Annotated in this window: 15 protein-coding genes; 10 read left to right on the forward strand and 5 right to left on the reverse strand. The window is 59.5% G+C overall.

Annotated features, from left to right (window positions below):
* Window positions 1-63: 63 nt before the first annotated feature.
* From mreD to tldD, 6 genes are all read left to right on the forward strand, one after another.
* Window positions 64-555, forward strand: coding sequence for a rod shape-determining protein MreD (gene mreD / locus F8N12_RS22235; protein WP_150582309.1), 492 nt, complete (start codon window positions 64-66; stop codon window positions 553-555).
* 92 nt (window positions 556-647) lie between these two features.
* The gene (locus F8N12_RS22240) at window positions 648-1,244 is read left to right on the forward strand and encodes a Maf family protein (RefSeq protein WP_150582310.1); all 597 of its coding nucleotides are present in this window, start codon (window positions 648-650) and stop codon (window positions 1,242-1,244) included.
* Window positions 1,245-1,301: 57 nt separating this feature from the next.
* Window positions 1,302-2,759, forward strand: a complete 1,458-nt coding sequence (gene rng / locus F8N12_RS22245) for a ribonuclease G (protein ID WP_150582311.1) — start codon at window positions 1,302-1,304, stop codon at window positions 2,757-2,759.
* Between the two features lie 75 nt (window positions 2,760-2,834).
* A complete protein-coding gene (locus F8N12_RS22250; protein ID WP_150582312.1) occupies window positions 2,835-6,638 on the forward strand; it encodes a YhdP family protein in 3,804 nt (1,267 codons plus the stop codon).
* A 240-nt stretch (window positions 6,639-6,878) separates the two neighbouring features.
* Window positions 6,879-7,739, forward strand: coding sequence for a carbon-nitrogen hydrolase family protein (locus F8N12_RS22255; RefSeq protein WP_150582313.1), 861 nt, complete (start codon window positions 6,879-6,881; stop codon window positions 7,737-7,739).
* A gap of 5 nt (window positions 7,740-7,744) precedes the next feature.
* Window positions 7,745-9,187, forward strand: coding sequence for a metalloprotease TldD (gene tldD, locus F8N12_RS22260; RefSeq protein WP_150582314.1), 1,443 nt, complete (start codon window positions 7,745-7,747; stop codon window positions 9,185-9,187).
* Window positions 9,188-9,309: 122 nt separating this feature from the next.
* Here the strand turns inward: tldD and yjgA are convergent, their stop codons facing one another.
* Window positions 9,310-9,834, reverse strand: coding sequence for a ribosome biogenesis factor YjgA (gene yjgA, locus F8N12_RS22265; RefSeq protein ID WP_150582315.1), 525 nt, complete (start codon window positions 9,832-9,834; stop codon window positions 9,310-9,312).
* 108 nt (window positions 9,835-9,942) lie between these two features.
* On the opposite strand from yjgA, the gene pmbA reads away from it, so the two are divergent.
* The 4 genes from pmbA (at window position 9,943) to F8N12_RS22285 (ending at window position 13,508) form a co-directional block, all read left to right on the forward strand.
* Window positions 9,943-11,289: a metalloprotease PmbA gene (gene pmbA, locus F8N12_RS22270; RefSeq protein WP_150582316.1), complete on the forward strand. Its 1,347-nt coding sequence runs from the start codon at window positions 9,943-9,945 to the stop codon at window positions 11,287-11,289.
* A gap of 251 nt (window positions 11,290-11,540) precedes the next feature.
* Window positions 11,541-11,972: a hypothetical protein gene (locus tag F8N12_RS22275; RefSeq protein ID WP_150582317.1), complete on the forward strand. Its 432-nt coding sequence runs from the start codon at window positions 11,541-11,543 to the stop codon at window positions 11,970-11,972.
* A 1-nt stretch (window position 11,973) separates the two neighbouring features.
* Window positions 11,974-12,585: a superoxide dismutase gene (locus F8N12_RS22280; protein ID WP_150582318.1), complete on the forward strand. Its 612-nt coding sequence runs from the start codon at window positions 11,974-11,976 to the stop codon at window positions 12,583-12,585.
* A 29-nt stretch (window positions 12,586-12,614) separates the two neighbouring features.
* A complete protein-coding gene (locus tag F8N12_RS22285; RefSeq protein WP_150582319.1) occupies window positions 12,615-13,508 on the forward strand; it encodes a ZIP family metal transporter in 894 nt (297 codons plus the stop codon).
* A gap of 111 nt (window positions 13,509-13,619) precedes the next feature.
* On the opposite strand, the gene F8N12_RS22290 is transcribed toward F8N12_RS22285, so the two are convergent.
* The 4 genes from F8N12_RS22290 to hpf are packed head-to-tail and all read right to left on the reverse strand — an operon-like array spanning window position 13,620 to window position 15,556.
* Window positions 13,620-13,895, reverse strand: coding sequence for an HPr family phosphocarrier protein (locus tag F8N12_RS22290; RefSeq protein WP_150582320.1), 276 nt, complete (start codon window positions 13,893-13,895; stop codon window positions 13,620-13,622).
* A gap of 15 nt (window positions 13,896-13,910) precedes the next feature.
* On the reverse strand, window positions 13,911-14,768 hold the full coding sequence (gene rapZ, locus F8N12_RS22295) for an RNase adapter RapZ (RefSeq protein ID WP_150582321.1): 858 nt from the start codon (window positions 14,766-14,768) through the stop codon (window positions 13,911-13,913).
* A 2-nt stretch (window positions 14,769-14,770) separates the two neighbouring features.
* Window positions 14,771-15,235: a PTS IIA-like nitrogen regulatory protein PtsN gene (gene ptsN, locus F8N12_RS22300; protein ID WP_150582322.1), complete on the reverse strand. Its 465-nt coding sequence runs from the start codon at window positions 15,233-15,235 to the stop codon at window positions 14,771-14,773.
* Between the two features lie 12 nt (window positions 15,236-15,247).
* Window positions 15,248-15,556 (reverse strand): ribosome hibernation-promoting factor, HPF/YfiA family, encoded by a 309-nt coding sequence (hpf, locus tag F8N12_RS22305; protein WP_007941242.1) that lies wholly within the window; start codon window positions 15,554-15,556, stop codon window positions 15,248-15,250.
* Window positions 15,557-15,612: the final 56 nt, after the last annotated feature.

Raw genomic sequence — 15,612 nt, forward strand, 5'->3', positions numbered from 1 at the left:
AGCGGTGAGACCGGCTGCCAGGCCGCCGGCCTCCACGCCAGCCAACCCTGGGGGAAGAGAATAATGGTCGGTGCAACTGCCTCCCGAAACGGCTGGATGGTCTGGCTGACATTCGCCATCGGGCTGCTGCTCAGCGTTTCGCCATTGCCGCAATTCATGGAAATCCTGCGCCCACTCTGGCTGGCCTTGCTGCTGGCATTCTGGGCGCTGGCGCTGCCGCAGAAGGTCGGGATGGCCACCGCGTGGTGCCTGGGCCTGGCTGAAGACGTGCTGTACGGGACTTTGCTCGGTCAGAACGCTTTGATCCTCACGCTCATCACTTTCCTGGTGTTGTCGCTGCAACAGCGCTTGCGCATGTTCCCGATGTGGCAACAGAGTCTGGTGATCCTGGTGATCTTCGGTCTCGCCCAGCTTGCTCAATTGTGGCTCAGCGCCCTGACCGGCAACCGCCAGCCAACGTTGGCGCTGGTACTGCCGGCGCTGGTCAGCGCCTTGCTCTGGCCTTGGGTCAGCTACGGTTTGCGCGGTCTGCGTCGGCGCTACAGAATCAACTGATTCGCACAGGCATTTGCCGGTGCCCTGCCTTGCAATACGCCAAAGAAGGATCGGTACTTGTGAGCCAGAGCACTAAACAGGGAGATGTCTTGATGAAACAGCTGTATCTCGCCTCAGGCTCACCGCGTCGGCGCGAACTGCTCACGCAGATCGGTGTGCCGTTTTCCGTCATCAGCGCAGACATTGATGAAACCCCAATGAATCACGAAACCCCGTCGGCCTACGTCGAACGCCTGGCGCGTGGCAAGGCCGAAGCCGGCCGCCGCGCGATTGTGTCTGCCGATGATTTTTGTGTTTTGGGCGCCGACACAGCCGTGGTGCTCGACGGCAAGATTCTTGGCAAACCGGTGGACGAAGCCCAGGCATGCGCCATGCTCATGCTGCTGGCGGGCCAGCAGCATGAGGTGTTGACGGCCATCGCCGTGCTGGAAGGCGACCGCTGTGAGTCGCGCGTGGTGCGCAGTCTGGTGCGATTTCGCGCCATTGATCGCGATGAGGCGGCGGCCTACTGGGCCAGCGGCGAGCCACGGGACAAAGCCGGCGGATATGGCATTCAAGGGCTTGGCGCGGTGTTTGTCGCCAGCCTCAATGGCAGTTATTCCGCCGTGGTAGGCCTGCCATTGTGCGAAACCGCAGAATTGGTGGGCCATTTCGGCATACCCTGTTGGCAAACCCTTAACGCGCGCTGAGCGTCGTACTGACAAGATGCGGCCATAATCGTGAATACGCCTGAACGAGACCCTGCCATGAGTGAAGAGATCCTGATCAACATCACGCCGATGGAATCGCGCGTGGCGGTGGTTGAAAACGGTGTTCTGCAAGAGGTTCATGTCGAGCGCACGCAAAAGCGCGGGATCGTCGGCAACATCTACAAAGGCAAGGTGGTGAGGGTTTTGCCCGGCATGCAGGCCGCGTTCATCGACATCGGGCTGGACCGTGCCGCATTCATCCATGCCTCTGAAATCTCCTTGCGCGAAGGCCCGGCAGTGGAGAGCATCAGCGCGCTGGTCCACGAAGGTCAGAGCCTGGTCGTGCAGGTCACCAAAGACCCGATCGGCTCCAAGGGCGCACGCCTGACCACGCAACTGTCGATCCCTTCGCGTTACCTGGTGTACATGCCACGCACTGCCCACGTCGGTATTTCCCTGAAGATCGAAGACGAAGGCGAGCGCGACCGACTCAAGCAAGTCGTCACCGATTGCGTCGCCAAAGAAGGCATCAAGGAAGCGGGCGGCTTCATCCTGCGCACGGCCGCCGAAGGTGCCGGTGCCGATGAAATTCTCATGGACATCCGCTATCTGCGCCGCCTGTGGGATCAGATCAACGAGCAAATCAAGACCATCGGCGCGCCGAGTGTCATTTATGAAGATCTCGGTCTGGCGCTGCGCACCTTGCGGGATCTGGTCAGCCCGAAGATCGAGAAAATTCGCATCGATTCCCGGGAAACCTTTCAGAAGACCACGCAGTTCGTTGCCGAACTGATGCCGGAAATCGCCGACCGTCTTGAGCATTATCCGGGCGAGCGACCAATATTCGATCTGTATGGCGTCGAAGATGAAATCCAGAAAGCCCTGGAGCGCAAAGTCCCGTTGAAGTCAGGCGGTTACCTGGTAGTCGATCCGGCGGAAGCCATGAGCACCATCGACGTCAATACCGGCGCATTTGTTGGCCATCGCAATCTCGAAGAAACCATCTTCAAGACCAACCTGGAAGCTGCGACAGCCATCGCCCGCCAGCTGCGCCTGCGCAACCTGGGCGGGATCATCATCATCGACTTCATCGACATGGAAGATGAAGAGCACCAGCGGCAAGTGTTGCGCACGCTCGAGAAGCAGCTGGAGCGCGATCACGCCAAGACCAACATCATCGGCATCACCGAGTTGGGTCTGGTGCAGATGACCCGCAAGCGCACGCGTGAGAGTCTCGAACAAGTGCTCTGCGAGCCGTGCAGCAGTTGTCAAGGGCGCGGCAAACTGAAAACTCCGGAAACCGTTTGCTACGAAATCTTTCGCGAAATTCTCCGCGAAGCCCGCGCTTATCAGGCTGAGGGCTATCGTGTATTGGCGAACCAGAAAGTCGTCGACCGCTTGCTTGATGAGGAGTCAGGCAATGTTGCCGAACTGGAGGGCTTTATCGGCCGCACCATTCGGTTCCAGGTGGAAACCATGTATTCGCAGGAACAATACGACGTGGTGTTGCTCTGAATCGCTGTGCTTCAACCTTACTAGAACAGCTGGCCTCAGCTTTTTGCTTTGTTTTCGCCATGGGAGCCAACTGACATGGAGCGTCTGACACGCATTCTGGCCGCGCTGACCCGTTGGGGTCTGGGCCTGTGCGCGTTGGTTTTGGTCTTGATGGCGTTGTACGTCAGTCTCGGTCGGGAACTGACACCGCTGGTGGCCGAATACCGGGCCGAAGTCGAAAGCAAAGCCGCCGTGGCCTTGGGCATGCCCATGCACATCGGCGAGCTGGAAGGTAACTGGCGCGGGTTTGCGCCGATCCTGCTCGCCCACGACGTGATGGTGGGCGAAGGCGCCAATGCCTTGCGTCTGGATCAGGTGCGCGCGGTGCCCGATCTGTGGGCCAGCTTGCTGGCGCGCGAGGTCCGAATTGCCCATCTGGAATTAAGTGGCCTAAAGATCAGCCTCAAGGAAGGCGAAGATGGCAAGTGGGCGCTGGAAGGTTTGCCGGTGCAGCAGGATCAACCACTCGATCCGGAACAACTGCTCAACCGTATGCAGATGGTTCAGCGTTTGTCGGTGCTCGACAGCCAGGTCACGTTGCAACCATTGGATCATCCACCCCTGACCCTGACTTATGTCGGCGTCAGCCTGAAAACCGGCGCCAGCCGCCAGCGCCTCGATGCGCGGCTGACCCTGCCTGACGGCCAGCCGATGGCCATGAGTTTGCGCACACGAATTCGCGCCAGTCAGTGGAAGGACGGTGAAGCCGACGGGTACCTGAGCCTGCCGCAAAGCGACTGGTCGAAGTGGCTGCCCGAGCGCGTGACCCAGCAGTGGAATTTCTCCGAGATCAAGGCCGGTGGCGAGCTCTGGTTCAACTGGAACAAGGGTGCGCTGCAGAGCGGCGCAGTTCGGCTGAACGCGCCGCAACTAAAGGGCGCGTACGCCGAGCGCAAACCTATCCAGATCAACAATCTTGCGCTCAACGGTTATTTCCAGCGCAACGCTCAGGGCGTCGTCGCGACGTTCGATTCTCTCGCCATGAACCTGGGGGAGACGCGCTGGGAATCACACCTGCAACTCACGCAAACCGCCGCGACCGACAAGGCTGAAGAGCTCTGGCATCTGCAGGCAGATCGCCTCGACCTGACACCGATCACGCCTTTGCTCAATGCGTTGGGACCGCTGCCGGAAGGCGTCAGCAAAGCCGTCGAGCGGTTGAAGGTCACTGGCGGTTTGCACAACGTGCTGCTCGATTTCCGCCCCAATGCCACCGATGACAGTAAATTCGCCTTCGCGGCCAACCTGGATAACGTCGGCTTCGATGCGTATCACGGCGCGCCAGCAGCACGTAATGTCAGTGGCAGCATCAGCGGTGACCTTGGCCAGGGCGAGTTGCGCATGGACAGCAAGAACTTTGTCCTGCACCTGGACCCGATCTTCGCCAAGCCATGGCAATACATTCAAGCCAACGCACGGCTGACCTGGAAACTCGACAAGCAAGGCTTCACCCTGATTGCGCCGTACCTGAAGGTGCTTGGCGAGGAAGGCAAAATTGCCGGTGACTTCCTGATACGACTGCATTTCGACCACAGCCAGGAAGACTACATGGACCTGCGGGTCGGGCTGCTCGAGGGCGACGGCAAGTACACCGCCAAATACTTGCCTGAGGTCTTGAGCCCGGCGCTGGACGAGTGGCTGCGCACGGCGATTGTCAAAGGTGCAGTGGACGAGGGGTTCTTCCAGTATCAAGGTTCGCTCAATGCTGGCGCTGCTGACACCGCGCGCAGCATCAGTCTGTTCTTCAAGGTTCACGATGCCGAGCTCGCATTTCAGCCGGGCTGGCCTCACGTCAAAAAAGTCAGCGGCGACGTGTTCATCGAAGACAGCGGTGTGCGCATTCTGGCCAGCAAAGGGCAGCTGCTCGACACTCAGGTCAGCGATGTTTACGTCAATATTCCTCACGTTGCGGCCGGTCAGAAAACTCACTTGTTCCTCGACGGCGCCTTTGCTGGCGGCTTGGGCGATGGCCTGAAAATTCTTCAGGAAGCGCCAATTGGCACCGCCGAAACTTTCGCCGGCTGGGAAGGTGAGGGTGATCTGCGCGGCAAGCTGAAGCTGGATATCCCGTTGGAAAAGGGTGAAGAGCCGAAGATTCTGGTCGATTTCAAGACAGCCAAAGCGCGCCTGAAACTCGCCGAGCCGGTGTTGGAGTTGACGCAGCTCAAAGGCGATTTCCGTTTCGACAGCGCCAAGGGTCTAAGCGGCCAGAACATCACGGCACAGGCCTTCGATAAGCCGGTGACCGCGCAGATATTTGCCGATGGCAGCCCTGACAAGCTCAAGACTCGGGTCGCCGCCTCGGGCGAAGTTGAAGTGAAAAAGCTCACTGACTGGCTGAGTGTCACCCAGCCGCTGCCGGTGTCCGGCGTGATTCCGTATCAGCTACAACTCGATCTGGATGGCGCCGACAGCCAATTGATGGTCAATTCCAGTCTGCTCGGGGTGGCGGTCGATCTGCCAGCGCCATTCGGTATGGCGGCGCAAGTCGGACGTAACACCACGTTCCGGATGACGCTGCAAGGTGCGGAGCGTCGCTATTGGGTTGATTACGGTGACCTGGCTGATTTCACCTTCGCGGCGCCTGGCGGCAATTTTGCCGACGGGCGCGGCGAGTTGTTTCTCGGTGCCGGTAATGCGGTACTGCCCGGTGCCAAAGGGCTGCGTGTGCGCGGCGAGTTGGCGGAACTGGATGTAGGGCCGTGGAAAGAGCTGGTGGATAAATACGCGGGCCAGGATCCCGGCAGCAACGCCAGGCAATTGCTCAGCAGCGCCGATTTCAAGGTCGGCAAGCTCAGCGGCATCGGCACCACCCTCGATCAGGCCTCGGTGCAATTGAACCGTAAACCCGCGGCTTGGGCTTTGCAGCTCGACAGTCAGCAGGCCAAGGGCAGCGCGAACATTCCCGATGCGAAAGCCACGCCGATCGCGATCAATCTGCAGTACATAAAATTGCCAGCGCCTGATCCGACCGTTCTTGCCGATGAAAACTCGCCCGACCCGCTGGCCGCTGTCGATCCGACTAAAATCCCGGCGCTGGATATCATCATCAATCAGCTGTTCCAAGGGCAGGATCTGGTGGGCGGCTGGTCCCTGAAAGTTCGTCCGACCGAGCGGGGCATAGCCCTTAATACGCTCGATCTGGGACTCAAAGGGATGCTGCTGCAAGGCAGCGGTGGCTGGGAAGGTGTGCCCGGTTCGACCAGCAGTTGGTACAAGGGCCGCATCAGCGGCAAAAACCTCGCCGACGTGCTTAAGGGGTGGGGGTTCGCTCCCAGTGTGACCAGCGAAGACTTTCATATGGACGTCGACGGACGTTGGCCCGGTTCTCCAGCCTGGGTAGCCACCAAGCGTTTTTCCGGCACGCTGGACGCGTCCCTGAACAAGGGACAGTTCATTGAAGTCGAGGGCGGTGCGCAAGCGTTGCGGGTATTCGGGCTGCTGAACTTCAACTCCATCGGGCGCCGCTTGCGTCTGGACTTCTCTGATTTGTTTGGCAAGGGTTTGAGCTACGACCGGGTCAAAGGGCTGCTGGTCGGCACCAACGGCGTTTACGTGACAAGAGAACCGATCCGGATGACCGGGCCGTCGAGCAATGTCGAGCTTGACGGAACGCTGGATCTGGTTGCCGATCGGGTCGATGCGAAATTGCTGGTGACGCTGCCGGTGACCAATAACCTGCCGATCGCCGCACTGATCGTCGGAGCACCCGCCATCGGCGGCGCGTTGTTCCTGATCGACAAGCTGATAGGTGATCGCGTTTCGCGTTTCGCCAGCGTGAAGTACACCGTCAAAGGCCCGTGGAAAGAGCCGAAGATTACCTTTGACAAACCTTTCTGAAGCGAGCCGATGGAGTAGCATGGCTCCAGGCACGACGCGATCATGTAGCAGCTGGCGAAGCCTGCGTCCGGCTGCGCAGCAGTCGTGAATCCTGATTACACGAAGCGTTCGATAGGTCGTGGTGTCTGATTTTACGGCTGCTGCGCAGCCGGACGCAGGCTTCGCCAGCTGCTACAGGTTGGCATGCAGGCTTCGCCAGCTGCTACAGGTTGGCATGCAGACTTCGAGTAAGGAGAGCCCATGGCTTTTGCGGTGATTCAAATGGTCAGCCAGAGTGATGTCCCGGCCAATCTGGCCCGGGCTCGTCATCTGCTCGAACAGGCCGCCGCCGGTGGCGCGACGCTGGCCGTGCTGCCGGAAAACTTCGCCGCCATGGGCCGTCGGGATGTCGCTGACATCGGTCGCGCCGAAGCCGCTGGTCAAGGACCCATCCTGCCATGGTTGAAACAGACCGCCCGCGACCTCAAGTTATGGATAGTGGCGGGTACTTTGCCGTTGCCGCCGGTGGATCAGCCGACGGCCAAAGTGCATGCCTGCTCATTGCTGATCAACGATCACGGTGAAATAGTTGCGCGTTACGACAAGCTGCATCTGTTCGATGTCGACGTGGCAGACTCGCGGGGACGTTATCGCGAGTCCGATGACTATGCGTTCGGCGCTGGCGTGGTCGTGGCGGATACGCCCGTCGGTCGGGTTGGCCTGACAGTGTGTTACGACCTGCGCTTCCCTGAGCTGTACAGCGAATTGCGTGCCGCCGGTGCCGAGTTGATTACCGCGCCGTCGGCCTTTACTGCCGTGACCGGCGCTGCACATTGGGATGTGCTGATCCGCGCACGGGCCATCGAAACACAATGCTATGTGCTCGCGGCCGCCCAGGGTGGCACCCATCCGGGGCCGCGGGAAACATTTGGACATGCCGCAATCATCGACCCGTGGGGGCGAGTGCTGGCGCAACAGGATCAAGGCGAGGCCGTGCTGCTGGCCGAACGCGATAGCAGCGAACAGGCGTCCATCAGGGCGCGGATGCCGGTGTCCAGTCACCGGCGCTTTTTCTCGCAGGGCGCACAGCGGCCTGCCCGGAACGACGAATTTAAGGCGTAAAACATATGAGCGAGTTGTTGTCCTCTGTCAGTGAACACCTCCTGGCGCCCGGCGGCGTAACGATCGAGAGCCTGCAAGGGGTGCTCGGCGACCTGGCAGGTCCAGGCATCGATGCGGCCGACCTGTATTTCCAGGGGCAGATTTCCGAGTCCTGGGCGCTGGAAGACGGCATCGTCAAGGAAGGCAGTTTCAACCTCGATCAGGGCGTCGGCGTGCGTGCGCAGTCCGGTGAAAAGACCGGTTTCGCGTACAGCAATGCAATCACGCTCGAAGCCCTCGGTGCGGCCGCTCGTGCGGCCCGTTCGATATCCCGTGCCGGGCAGAACGGTACGGTCCAAGCGTTTACCACACAGGATGTCGCCCAGTTGTACGGGCCGGACAACCCGCTGGAAGTGATGACCCGCGCCGAGAAAGTCGAACTGCTGAAACGCATCGACGTGGCCACGCGTGCGCTGGACCCGCGTATTCAGCAGGTCACCGTGAGCATGGCCGGGGTTTGGGAGCGCATTCTTGTGGCCTCCACCGACGGCGGCCTGGCAGCAGATGTGCGGCCGCTGGTGCGCTTCAACGTCAGCGTGATCGTCGAGCAGAATGGTCGTCGCGAGCGCGGCGGTCATGGCGGTGGCGGTCGCACCGATTACCGCTATTTCCTCAGTGACGACCGCGCCATGGGTTATGCCCGTGAAGCGTTGCGCCAGGCGCTGGTCAATCTCGAAGCCATTCCCGCGCCGGCCGGCACGTTGCCAGTGGTGCTGGGCTCCGGCTGGTCGGGCGTATTACTGCATGAAGCGGTCGGCCACGGGCTGGAGGGTGATTTCAACCGCAAGGGCAGCTCAGCGTACAGCGGCCGCATGGGCGAGATGGTTGCGTCCAAGTTGTGCACGATTGTCGACGACGGCACTCTGACTGGCCGCCGCGGATCCTTGAGCGTCGATGATGAAGGCACGCCGACCGAGTGCACCACGCTGATCGAAAACGGCGTGCTCAAGGGCTACATGCAGGACAAGCTCAATGCCCGCCTGATGGGCGTTGCCCGCACCGGCAACGGTCGCCGCGAATCCTATGCGCACCTGCCGATGCCGCGCATGACCAACACTTACATGCTTGCCGGCGAAAGTGACCCGGCCGAAATCATTGCTTCGGTGAAGAAGGGTATCTATTGCGCCAACCTCGGTGGCGGTCAGGTGGACATCACCAGCGGCAAGTTCGTGTTCTCCACCAGCGAGGCGTATCTGATCGAAGACGGCAGGATTACTGCCCCGGTCAAAGGTGCGACGTTGATCGGCAACGGGCCGGAAGCGATGAGCAAGGTGTCGATGGTCGGTAATGACCTGTCGCTGGACAGCGGCGTGGGCACGTGCGGTAAAGACGGGCAGTCGGTGCCGGTGGGTGTCGGCCAGCCAACGCTGAAGATTGATGCGATTACGGTGGGTGGCACAGGATCGTAAGGAGATAAACACCCTTGTAGGAGCTGCCGCAGGCTGCGATCTTTTGATCCTGCTTTAGATTTCAAGAATCTAAAGTCAAAAGATCGCAGCCTTCGGCAGCTCCTACGGGGACCGGGCATGACTCAGCGCAAACCGCGTTGAGTCTCGTCCAGCTCACGGATGTATTTGAAGATTTTACGGCTCGAGGCAGGCGGTTTGTTGGTCGCCAGTTCGTGCTGGGCCTGACGGATCAGGGAGCGCAACTGCTGACGATCAGCCTCCGGGTAGTCGAGCACGAACTTCTCCAGGACCGCATCGTCGCCCGCGATCAAGCGATCGCGCCAGCGTTCCAGGCCATGGAAACGTTCGTTGTACTGCCGGGTGGAGGCATCGAGTTGATCGAGCAGGGTCAAAATGGCGTCAGTGTCCTGATCGCGCATCAGTTTGCCGATGAACATGAGGTGCCGTTTACGCGCGATATTCGCGGTGTGCTTGGAGGCATCGCCCAGTGCCCGGCGCAAAGCGTCGGTCAACGGCAGTTTTGCCAGCAAGTCAGGCTTGAGCGTTGTAAGGCGTTCGCCGAGGTCAACCAGAGCATGCAGCTCGCGTTTGACCTGGGATTTGCTTTTTTCTCCCGTATCGAGGGAGTCGTCGTAAGAATCAACCATGGTGGCCGTCCGCAAAGAAACGCCGCCATGATAACCAGTCGGGGGCCGCTTGTCCGGCCCGGTCGCTCGAAGGCCATCACCGAAAGCAGAATTTGAGTGGAGAACAGCATGAGTGCAGTTGAAAGCGTCGGCCCACAAGCGTTGCCGGCACTGCAGGAACAAGTCGAGCAGATCATCGCTGAAGCCAAGCGCCAGGGTGCCAGTGCCTGTGAAGTGGCAGTGTCGCTGGAGCAGGGCCTGTCCACGACCGTGCGCCAGCGCGAAGTCGAAACCGTTGAATTCAATCGCGATCAGGGCTTCGGCATCACCTTGTACGTGGGTCAGCGCAAAGGTTCGGCCAGCACGTCTGCCACCGGTCCCGACGCCATTCGCGAAACCGTTGCTGCCGCGCTGGCCATTGCCAAACACACGTCCGAAGACGAAGCATCGGGTCTCGCCGATGCCGCGCTGATGGCCAGGGATCTGCCGGACTTCGATCTGTTCCACCAATGGGACATCACCCCCGAGCAAGCCATCGAGAAAGCCCTGCTCTGCGAAGCAGCCGCCTTCGATGCCGACAGCCGCATCAAGAATGCCGACGGCACCAGCCTCAGCACTCATCAGGGGTGCCGCGTGTACGGCAACAGCCATGGTTTTGTCGGCGGTTACGCGTCGACTCGGCACAGCCTGAGCTGCGTGATGATCGCTGAGGCCGACGGGCAGATGCAGCGGGATTACTGGTATGACGTGAGTCGCCAGGGCACTTTGCTGGCCGACCCGGTGAGCATTGGTCAGCGTGCAGCGCAGCGTGCAGCAAGCCGCCTGGGCGCACGTCCGGTGCCGACCTGCGAAGTACCAGTGCTGTTTTCGGCGGAACTGGCGGGCGGTTTGTTCGGTAGTTTCCTGTCGGCAGTGTCCGGCGGGAGCCTGTATCGCAAGTCATCGTTTCTCGAAGGTACGCTGGGGCAAAAACTGTTTCCCGAGTGGTTGACCATCGACGAGCGCCCACACTTGATGCGCGCGATGGGCAGCTCGGCATTCGACGGCGATGGCCTGGCCACGTATGCCAAACCCTTTGTCGAAAAGGGCGAATTGGTCTCCTACATACTCGGCACCTATTCCGGTCGCAAACTCGGCATGCCGAGCACCGCCAACGCTGGCGGCGTGCACAACCTGTTCGTCACCCATGGTGATGAAGATCAGGCCGCATTGCTACGGCGCATGGGGCGTGGGCTGCTGGTCACGGAGTTGATGGGGCAGGGCTTAAACATGGTAACTGGCGATTATTCGCGTGGCGCGGCGGGTTACTGGGTCGAGAATGGCGAGATCCAGTTTGCAGTCCAGGAAGTGACAATTGCTGGCAACATGCGTGACATGTTCAAGCAAATTGTTGCGGTGGGTAATGATCTGGAACTGCGCAGCAATATCCGCACAGGCTCGGTGTTGATCGAGCGGATGACCGTCGCGGGCAGCTAATCCCCGACTGCTGCACAAAAAGGCGCGCCATCCGATCGGGTGGCGCGCCTTTTTTATGTGGCCTACAACCGGTGTTGGCGGCTGCATGGGCTCCTACAGAGAACATCGTCGGACCTTCTGCAGGGTTGTTTTGGTTCTCATTATCATATAATAATAAATCTCATTATCGAGCGAGCCTGGATCGGTCGGCGATTTAACAGAACGTGATGCGCAGATCATCGTCATCAACGCAAACGCTTTGGAGGTTCATCATGGAGCATTGGAAACGCACGATCGAAAGGGCAAACCGTTGTTTCATGCTGGGCGAGCTGGTCGATGCCCGCGAGGCGTACCTGCAGGCGCTGGCCTTGGCTCAGGTGCTGTTCGAACGCTGGGCGGACGCCGATGAAGCGGTGGCCGCTTGCGTGATTTCTCATCACAACCTCGCAGACCTGCATCTGCGTCTGAACCAGCCGGAGGAGAGCGCCGAATACCTGTGCGCGATTCACCAACGGTTGTTGCAGACCATGCAAGACCCGCGACTCTCGCCGGCGCTGCGCGAAGCGGCTCTGCGTCAAAGCAGCAAAACCTACGTCGAACTGCTGAATTTCATCAGCGAACACGGCGAGTATCCGCGCACTCATCGACTGCTGCATATCGGCGCTGTGTTGCCGCCGGTGCCAATCCATCAAGGAGTCCACTGAAATGGCTTTTACCTTGCCTGCCTTGCCCTACGCCTACGATGCCCTGGAACCGCACATTGATGCGCAGACCATGGAGATCCATTACACCAAACACCACCAGACCTACATTAACAACCTCAACGCCGCTGTTGAAGGCACCGAGTTTGCTGAATGGTCAATCGACAAACTGGTGTCCAGTGTCCAACAACTGCCCGAGAAACTTCGCGCAGCGGTGATCAATCAGGGCGGCGGGCACGCTAACCATTCGTTGTTCTGGGAGGTTATGACCCCGCATGGCGGAGGCAAGCCGGAGGGTGATCTGGCGAATTCGATAGATGAGCAACTGGGCGGTTTCGACAGTTTCAAGGAGGCCTTCACCAAAGCCGCTTTGAGCCGGTTCGGCAGCGGCTGGGCCTGGCTTAGCGTAACGCCGCAGAAAACCTTGATTGTCGAAAGCAGCGGCAATCAGGACAGTCCGTTGATGAACGGCAACATACCGATCCTCGGGCTGGACGTGTGGGAGCACGCCTATTACCTGCGCTACCAAAATCGTCGTCCGGAGTACATCAGCGCCTTTTACAACGTGATCAACTGGCCGGCGGTTGCTGCGCGCTATCAGGCAGCACTGGTTTAAGTCTCCTATAAAAATATCCAAGGCTGATTATGGGCACTGAAACGCTGGCGATCGGAAGTGGGCGGATGTTTCGCTATGCGTTGGGATCGCTGTTGCTGCTTGCGGGTTTGACGTTGCTGGGGGCCCAGGGTTTGGCCTGGCTGGACCTGGAGCCGAAGTTGATGCGGGCACTGCAAGGCGGGGCAATTTGCGCATTGGGCACCGCCCTCGGCGCCGTACCGGTGTTAGTCATTCGGCAGATGCCCCAAGCGCTCAGCGATACGCTACTCGGTTTCGGCGCTGGCGTAATGCTCGCGGCGACGGCCTTTTCGCTGATTGTTCCGGGCATCACTGCTGCAGAGAATCTCGGCCTGACACCCTGGACGGCCAGTGGCCTGATCAGTTTTGGCATCATGCTGGGTGCGTTCGGGCTGTTTCTGGTGGATCGCAAGGTGTCCGGCACGTCGCCGGAAATGCTCGTCGGTACCGTCGAGCATCCGCTGATTCCACCGCACATCTGGCTGTTCGTATTCGCGATCATCGCCCATAACATCCCTGAAGGCATGGCAGTCGGCGTGTCGGCGGGGGGAGGCATGGCCGATGCCGATAGCCTGGCGATGGGCATTGCGCTGCAGGATGTGCCAGAGGGATTGGTGATCGCGCTGGTGTTGGCTGGGGCAGGGATGTCGCGGGTCAAAGCGTTTTTGATCGGTGCGGCGTCCGGCCTGGTCGAACCGGTATTTGCGCTGTTATGCGCGTGGCTGGTGAGCCTGGCGCAATTACTGTTGCCGCTGGGTTTGGCGTTGGCGGCGGGCGCCATGTTGCTGGTGGTCACCCATGAGGTCATTCCCGAATCGCGGCGCAATGGTCATGACAAGCTGGCCAGCCTGGGGTTGCTGGTGGGGTTTTGCTTGATGATGGTGATGGATACAGCGTTGGGTTGACCTGCCGGGTCGACAGATCAAGAGATCGCAGCCTCGGTTCCCTCGGCAGCTCCTACCGGACCTGCGCCGCTTCTTGTAGGAGCTGTCGAGGGAACCGAGGCTGCGATCTTTTTATTCACCTTCGTCAAAGTAATTATTGATCAAATTCACCAGGGCTTGCAGCGCCTCGTCGGCTTGCTCGCCCTCGGTACTCAAATGGATTTTGGTGCCTTTGCCAGCAGCCAGCATCATCATGGCCATGATGCTTTTGCCATCTACGGTGGACTCAGGCGTACGACCCACCCGAATGGTGCAATCCTTGAACTGCCCGGCAATCCCGACAAATTTGGCAGAAGCGCGAGCATGCAGGCCCAGCTTGTTGATAATTTCGATTTCCAGAGCAGGCATCGCGATGTGAATCCTTTAGCTGAGGTCGCGGTGGCGGACCTGGACGTTCTTCAGGGTTTGTTGCAGAACTTGACCCAGACGTTCGGTCAGGTAGACGGAGCGGTGGTGACCGCCGGTGCAGCCGATGGCGATGGTCACGTATGCGCGATTGCTGGCGGCAAACCGCGGCAGCCATTTGAGCAGATACGTGGAGATGTCCTGAAACATCTCCTCGACGTCCGGTTGCGCCGCCAGGTAATCAGCCACCTGTTTTTCCAGCCCTGAATGCTCGCGCAGTTCCGGCTTCCAGTAGGGATTGGGCAGGCAACGCACATCGAAGACCAGATCTGCGTCTACCGGCATGCCGCGTTTGAAGCCAAAGGATTCCACCAGAAACGCAGTGCCAGGCTCAGGCTGGTTCAACAAGCGAAGCTTGATGGTATCGCGCAGCTGGTACAAGTTGAGATTAGTGGTGTTGACCTTCAGATCAGCAAGGTCGGCAATCGGCCCAAGCAGATTGGTCTCATCACTGATCGCTTCGGCGAGCGAGCGATCGGCGCTGCTCAGGGGATGGCGTCGACGGGTTTCAGAGAAGCGCTTGAGCAAGGTCTCTTCATCAGCGTCCAGGTACAGGACATCACACTGGATGTGACGGCTGCGGACTTCTTCGAGCAGTTCCGGGAACCGCGACAAATGACTCGGTAGATTCCGCGCATCAATGGACACTGCAACCAGCGGCTGCGCCAGTTCGGTGTGAATCAAGGCACGTTCGGCCAGTTCCGGCAGCAACCCCGCAGGGAGGTTGTCGATGCAGTAGTAGCCGCTGTCTTCGAGAACGGCGAGCGCGGTACTTTTACCTGAGCCGGAGCGGCCGCTGACAATGATCATGCGCATGATTAGTGTCCGTTTTGCTCGTCCAGGACAACCTGATACAAGGCTTCGTTGCTCGGAGCGCTGCGCAGTTTTTCACGCACTTCCTTGCGGTCCAGCATGCTGGCGATCTGGCGCAACAGTTCCAGATGCGCATCGGTGGCAGCTTGCGGGACCAGCAACACAAACAGCAGGTCGACCGGAGCGCCGTCAATGGCATCGAAATCTATGGGGGCGTCGAGGTGCATCAGGGCGCTGACAGGCGAGGTACAGCCTTTCAGGCGGCAGTGAGGAATGGCGATGCCGTTGCCAAAACCGGTCGAACCGAGTTTTTCACGGGCAATCAGAGCCTCGAAGACATCTTGCATCTCCAGATCCGGGACTTCTTTATGGATAAGGTTGGCAATTTGTTCGAGGGCTTTCTTTTTGCTGCCGCCCGGCACGTTCACGAGGGAACGGCCGGGGGTCAGGATGCTTTCAAGTCGGATCATGGGTAGGGAGTGTTAACGACCGGTCGCGCCCTGGAGGAGGCTCTGGGTCTTTTCCTTATGCTTTTTGAGTTGTTTATCGAGCTTGTCGGTCAAGGCGTCGATCGCCGCGTACATGTCGGTATGTTCCGCGTTGGCGACCACTTCATTGCCGGGAATATGCAGCGTGGCTTCGATTTTCTGCTTGAGCTTTTCGACCGTCATCGTGACCTGCACGTTGGTGATCTTGTCGAAATGCCTCTCTAACCGTTCGAGTTTTTCGCCGATGTAGGTGCGAAGAGGTTCGGTCACTTCCAGTTGGTGTCCACTGATGTTGACTTGCATACAGCTTCTCCTTCGTTGCCAGTGCATAAAGCGGCAGGCTGGGTTGCCTGCCACTG

It is taken from the genome of Pseudomonas fluorescens (genome assembly GCF_902497625.1).
Classification (GTDB): Bacteria; Pseudomonadota; Gammaproteobacteria; order Pseudomonadales; family Pseudomonadaceae; genus Aquipseudomonas; species Aquipseudomonas fluorescens_BQ.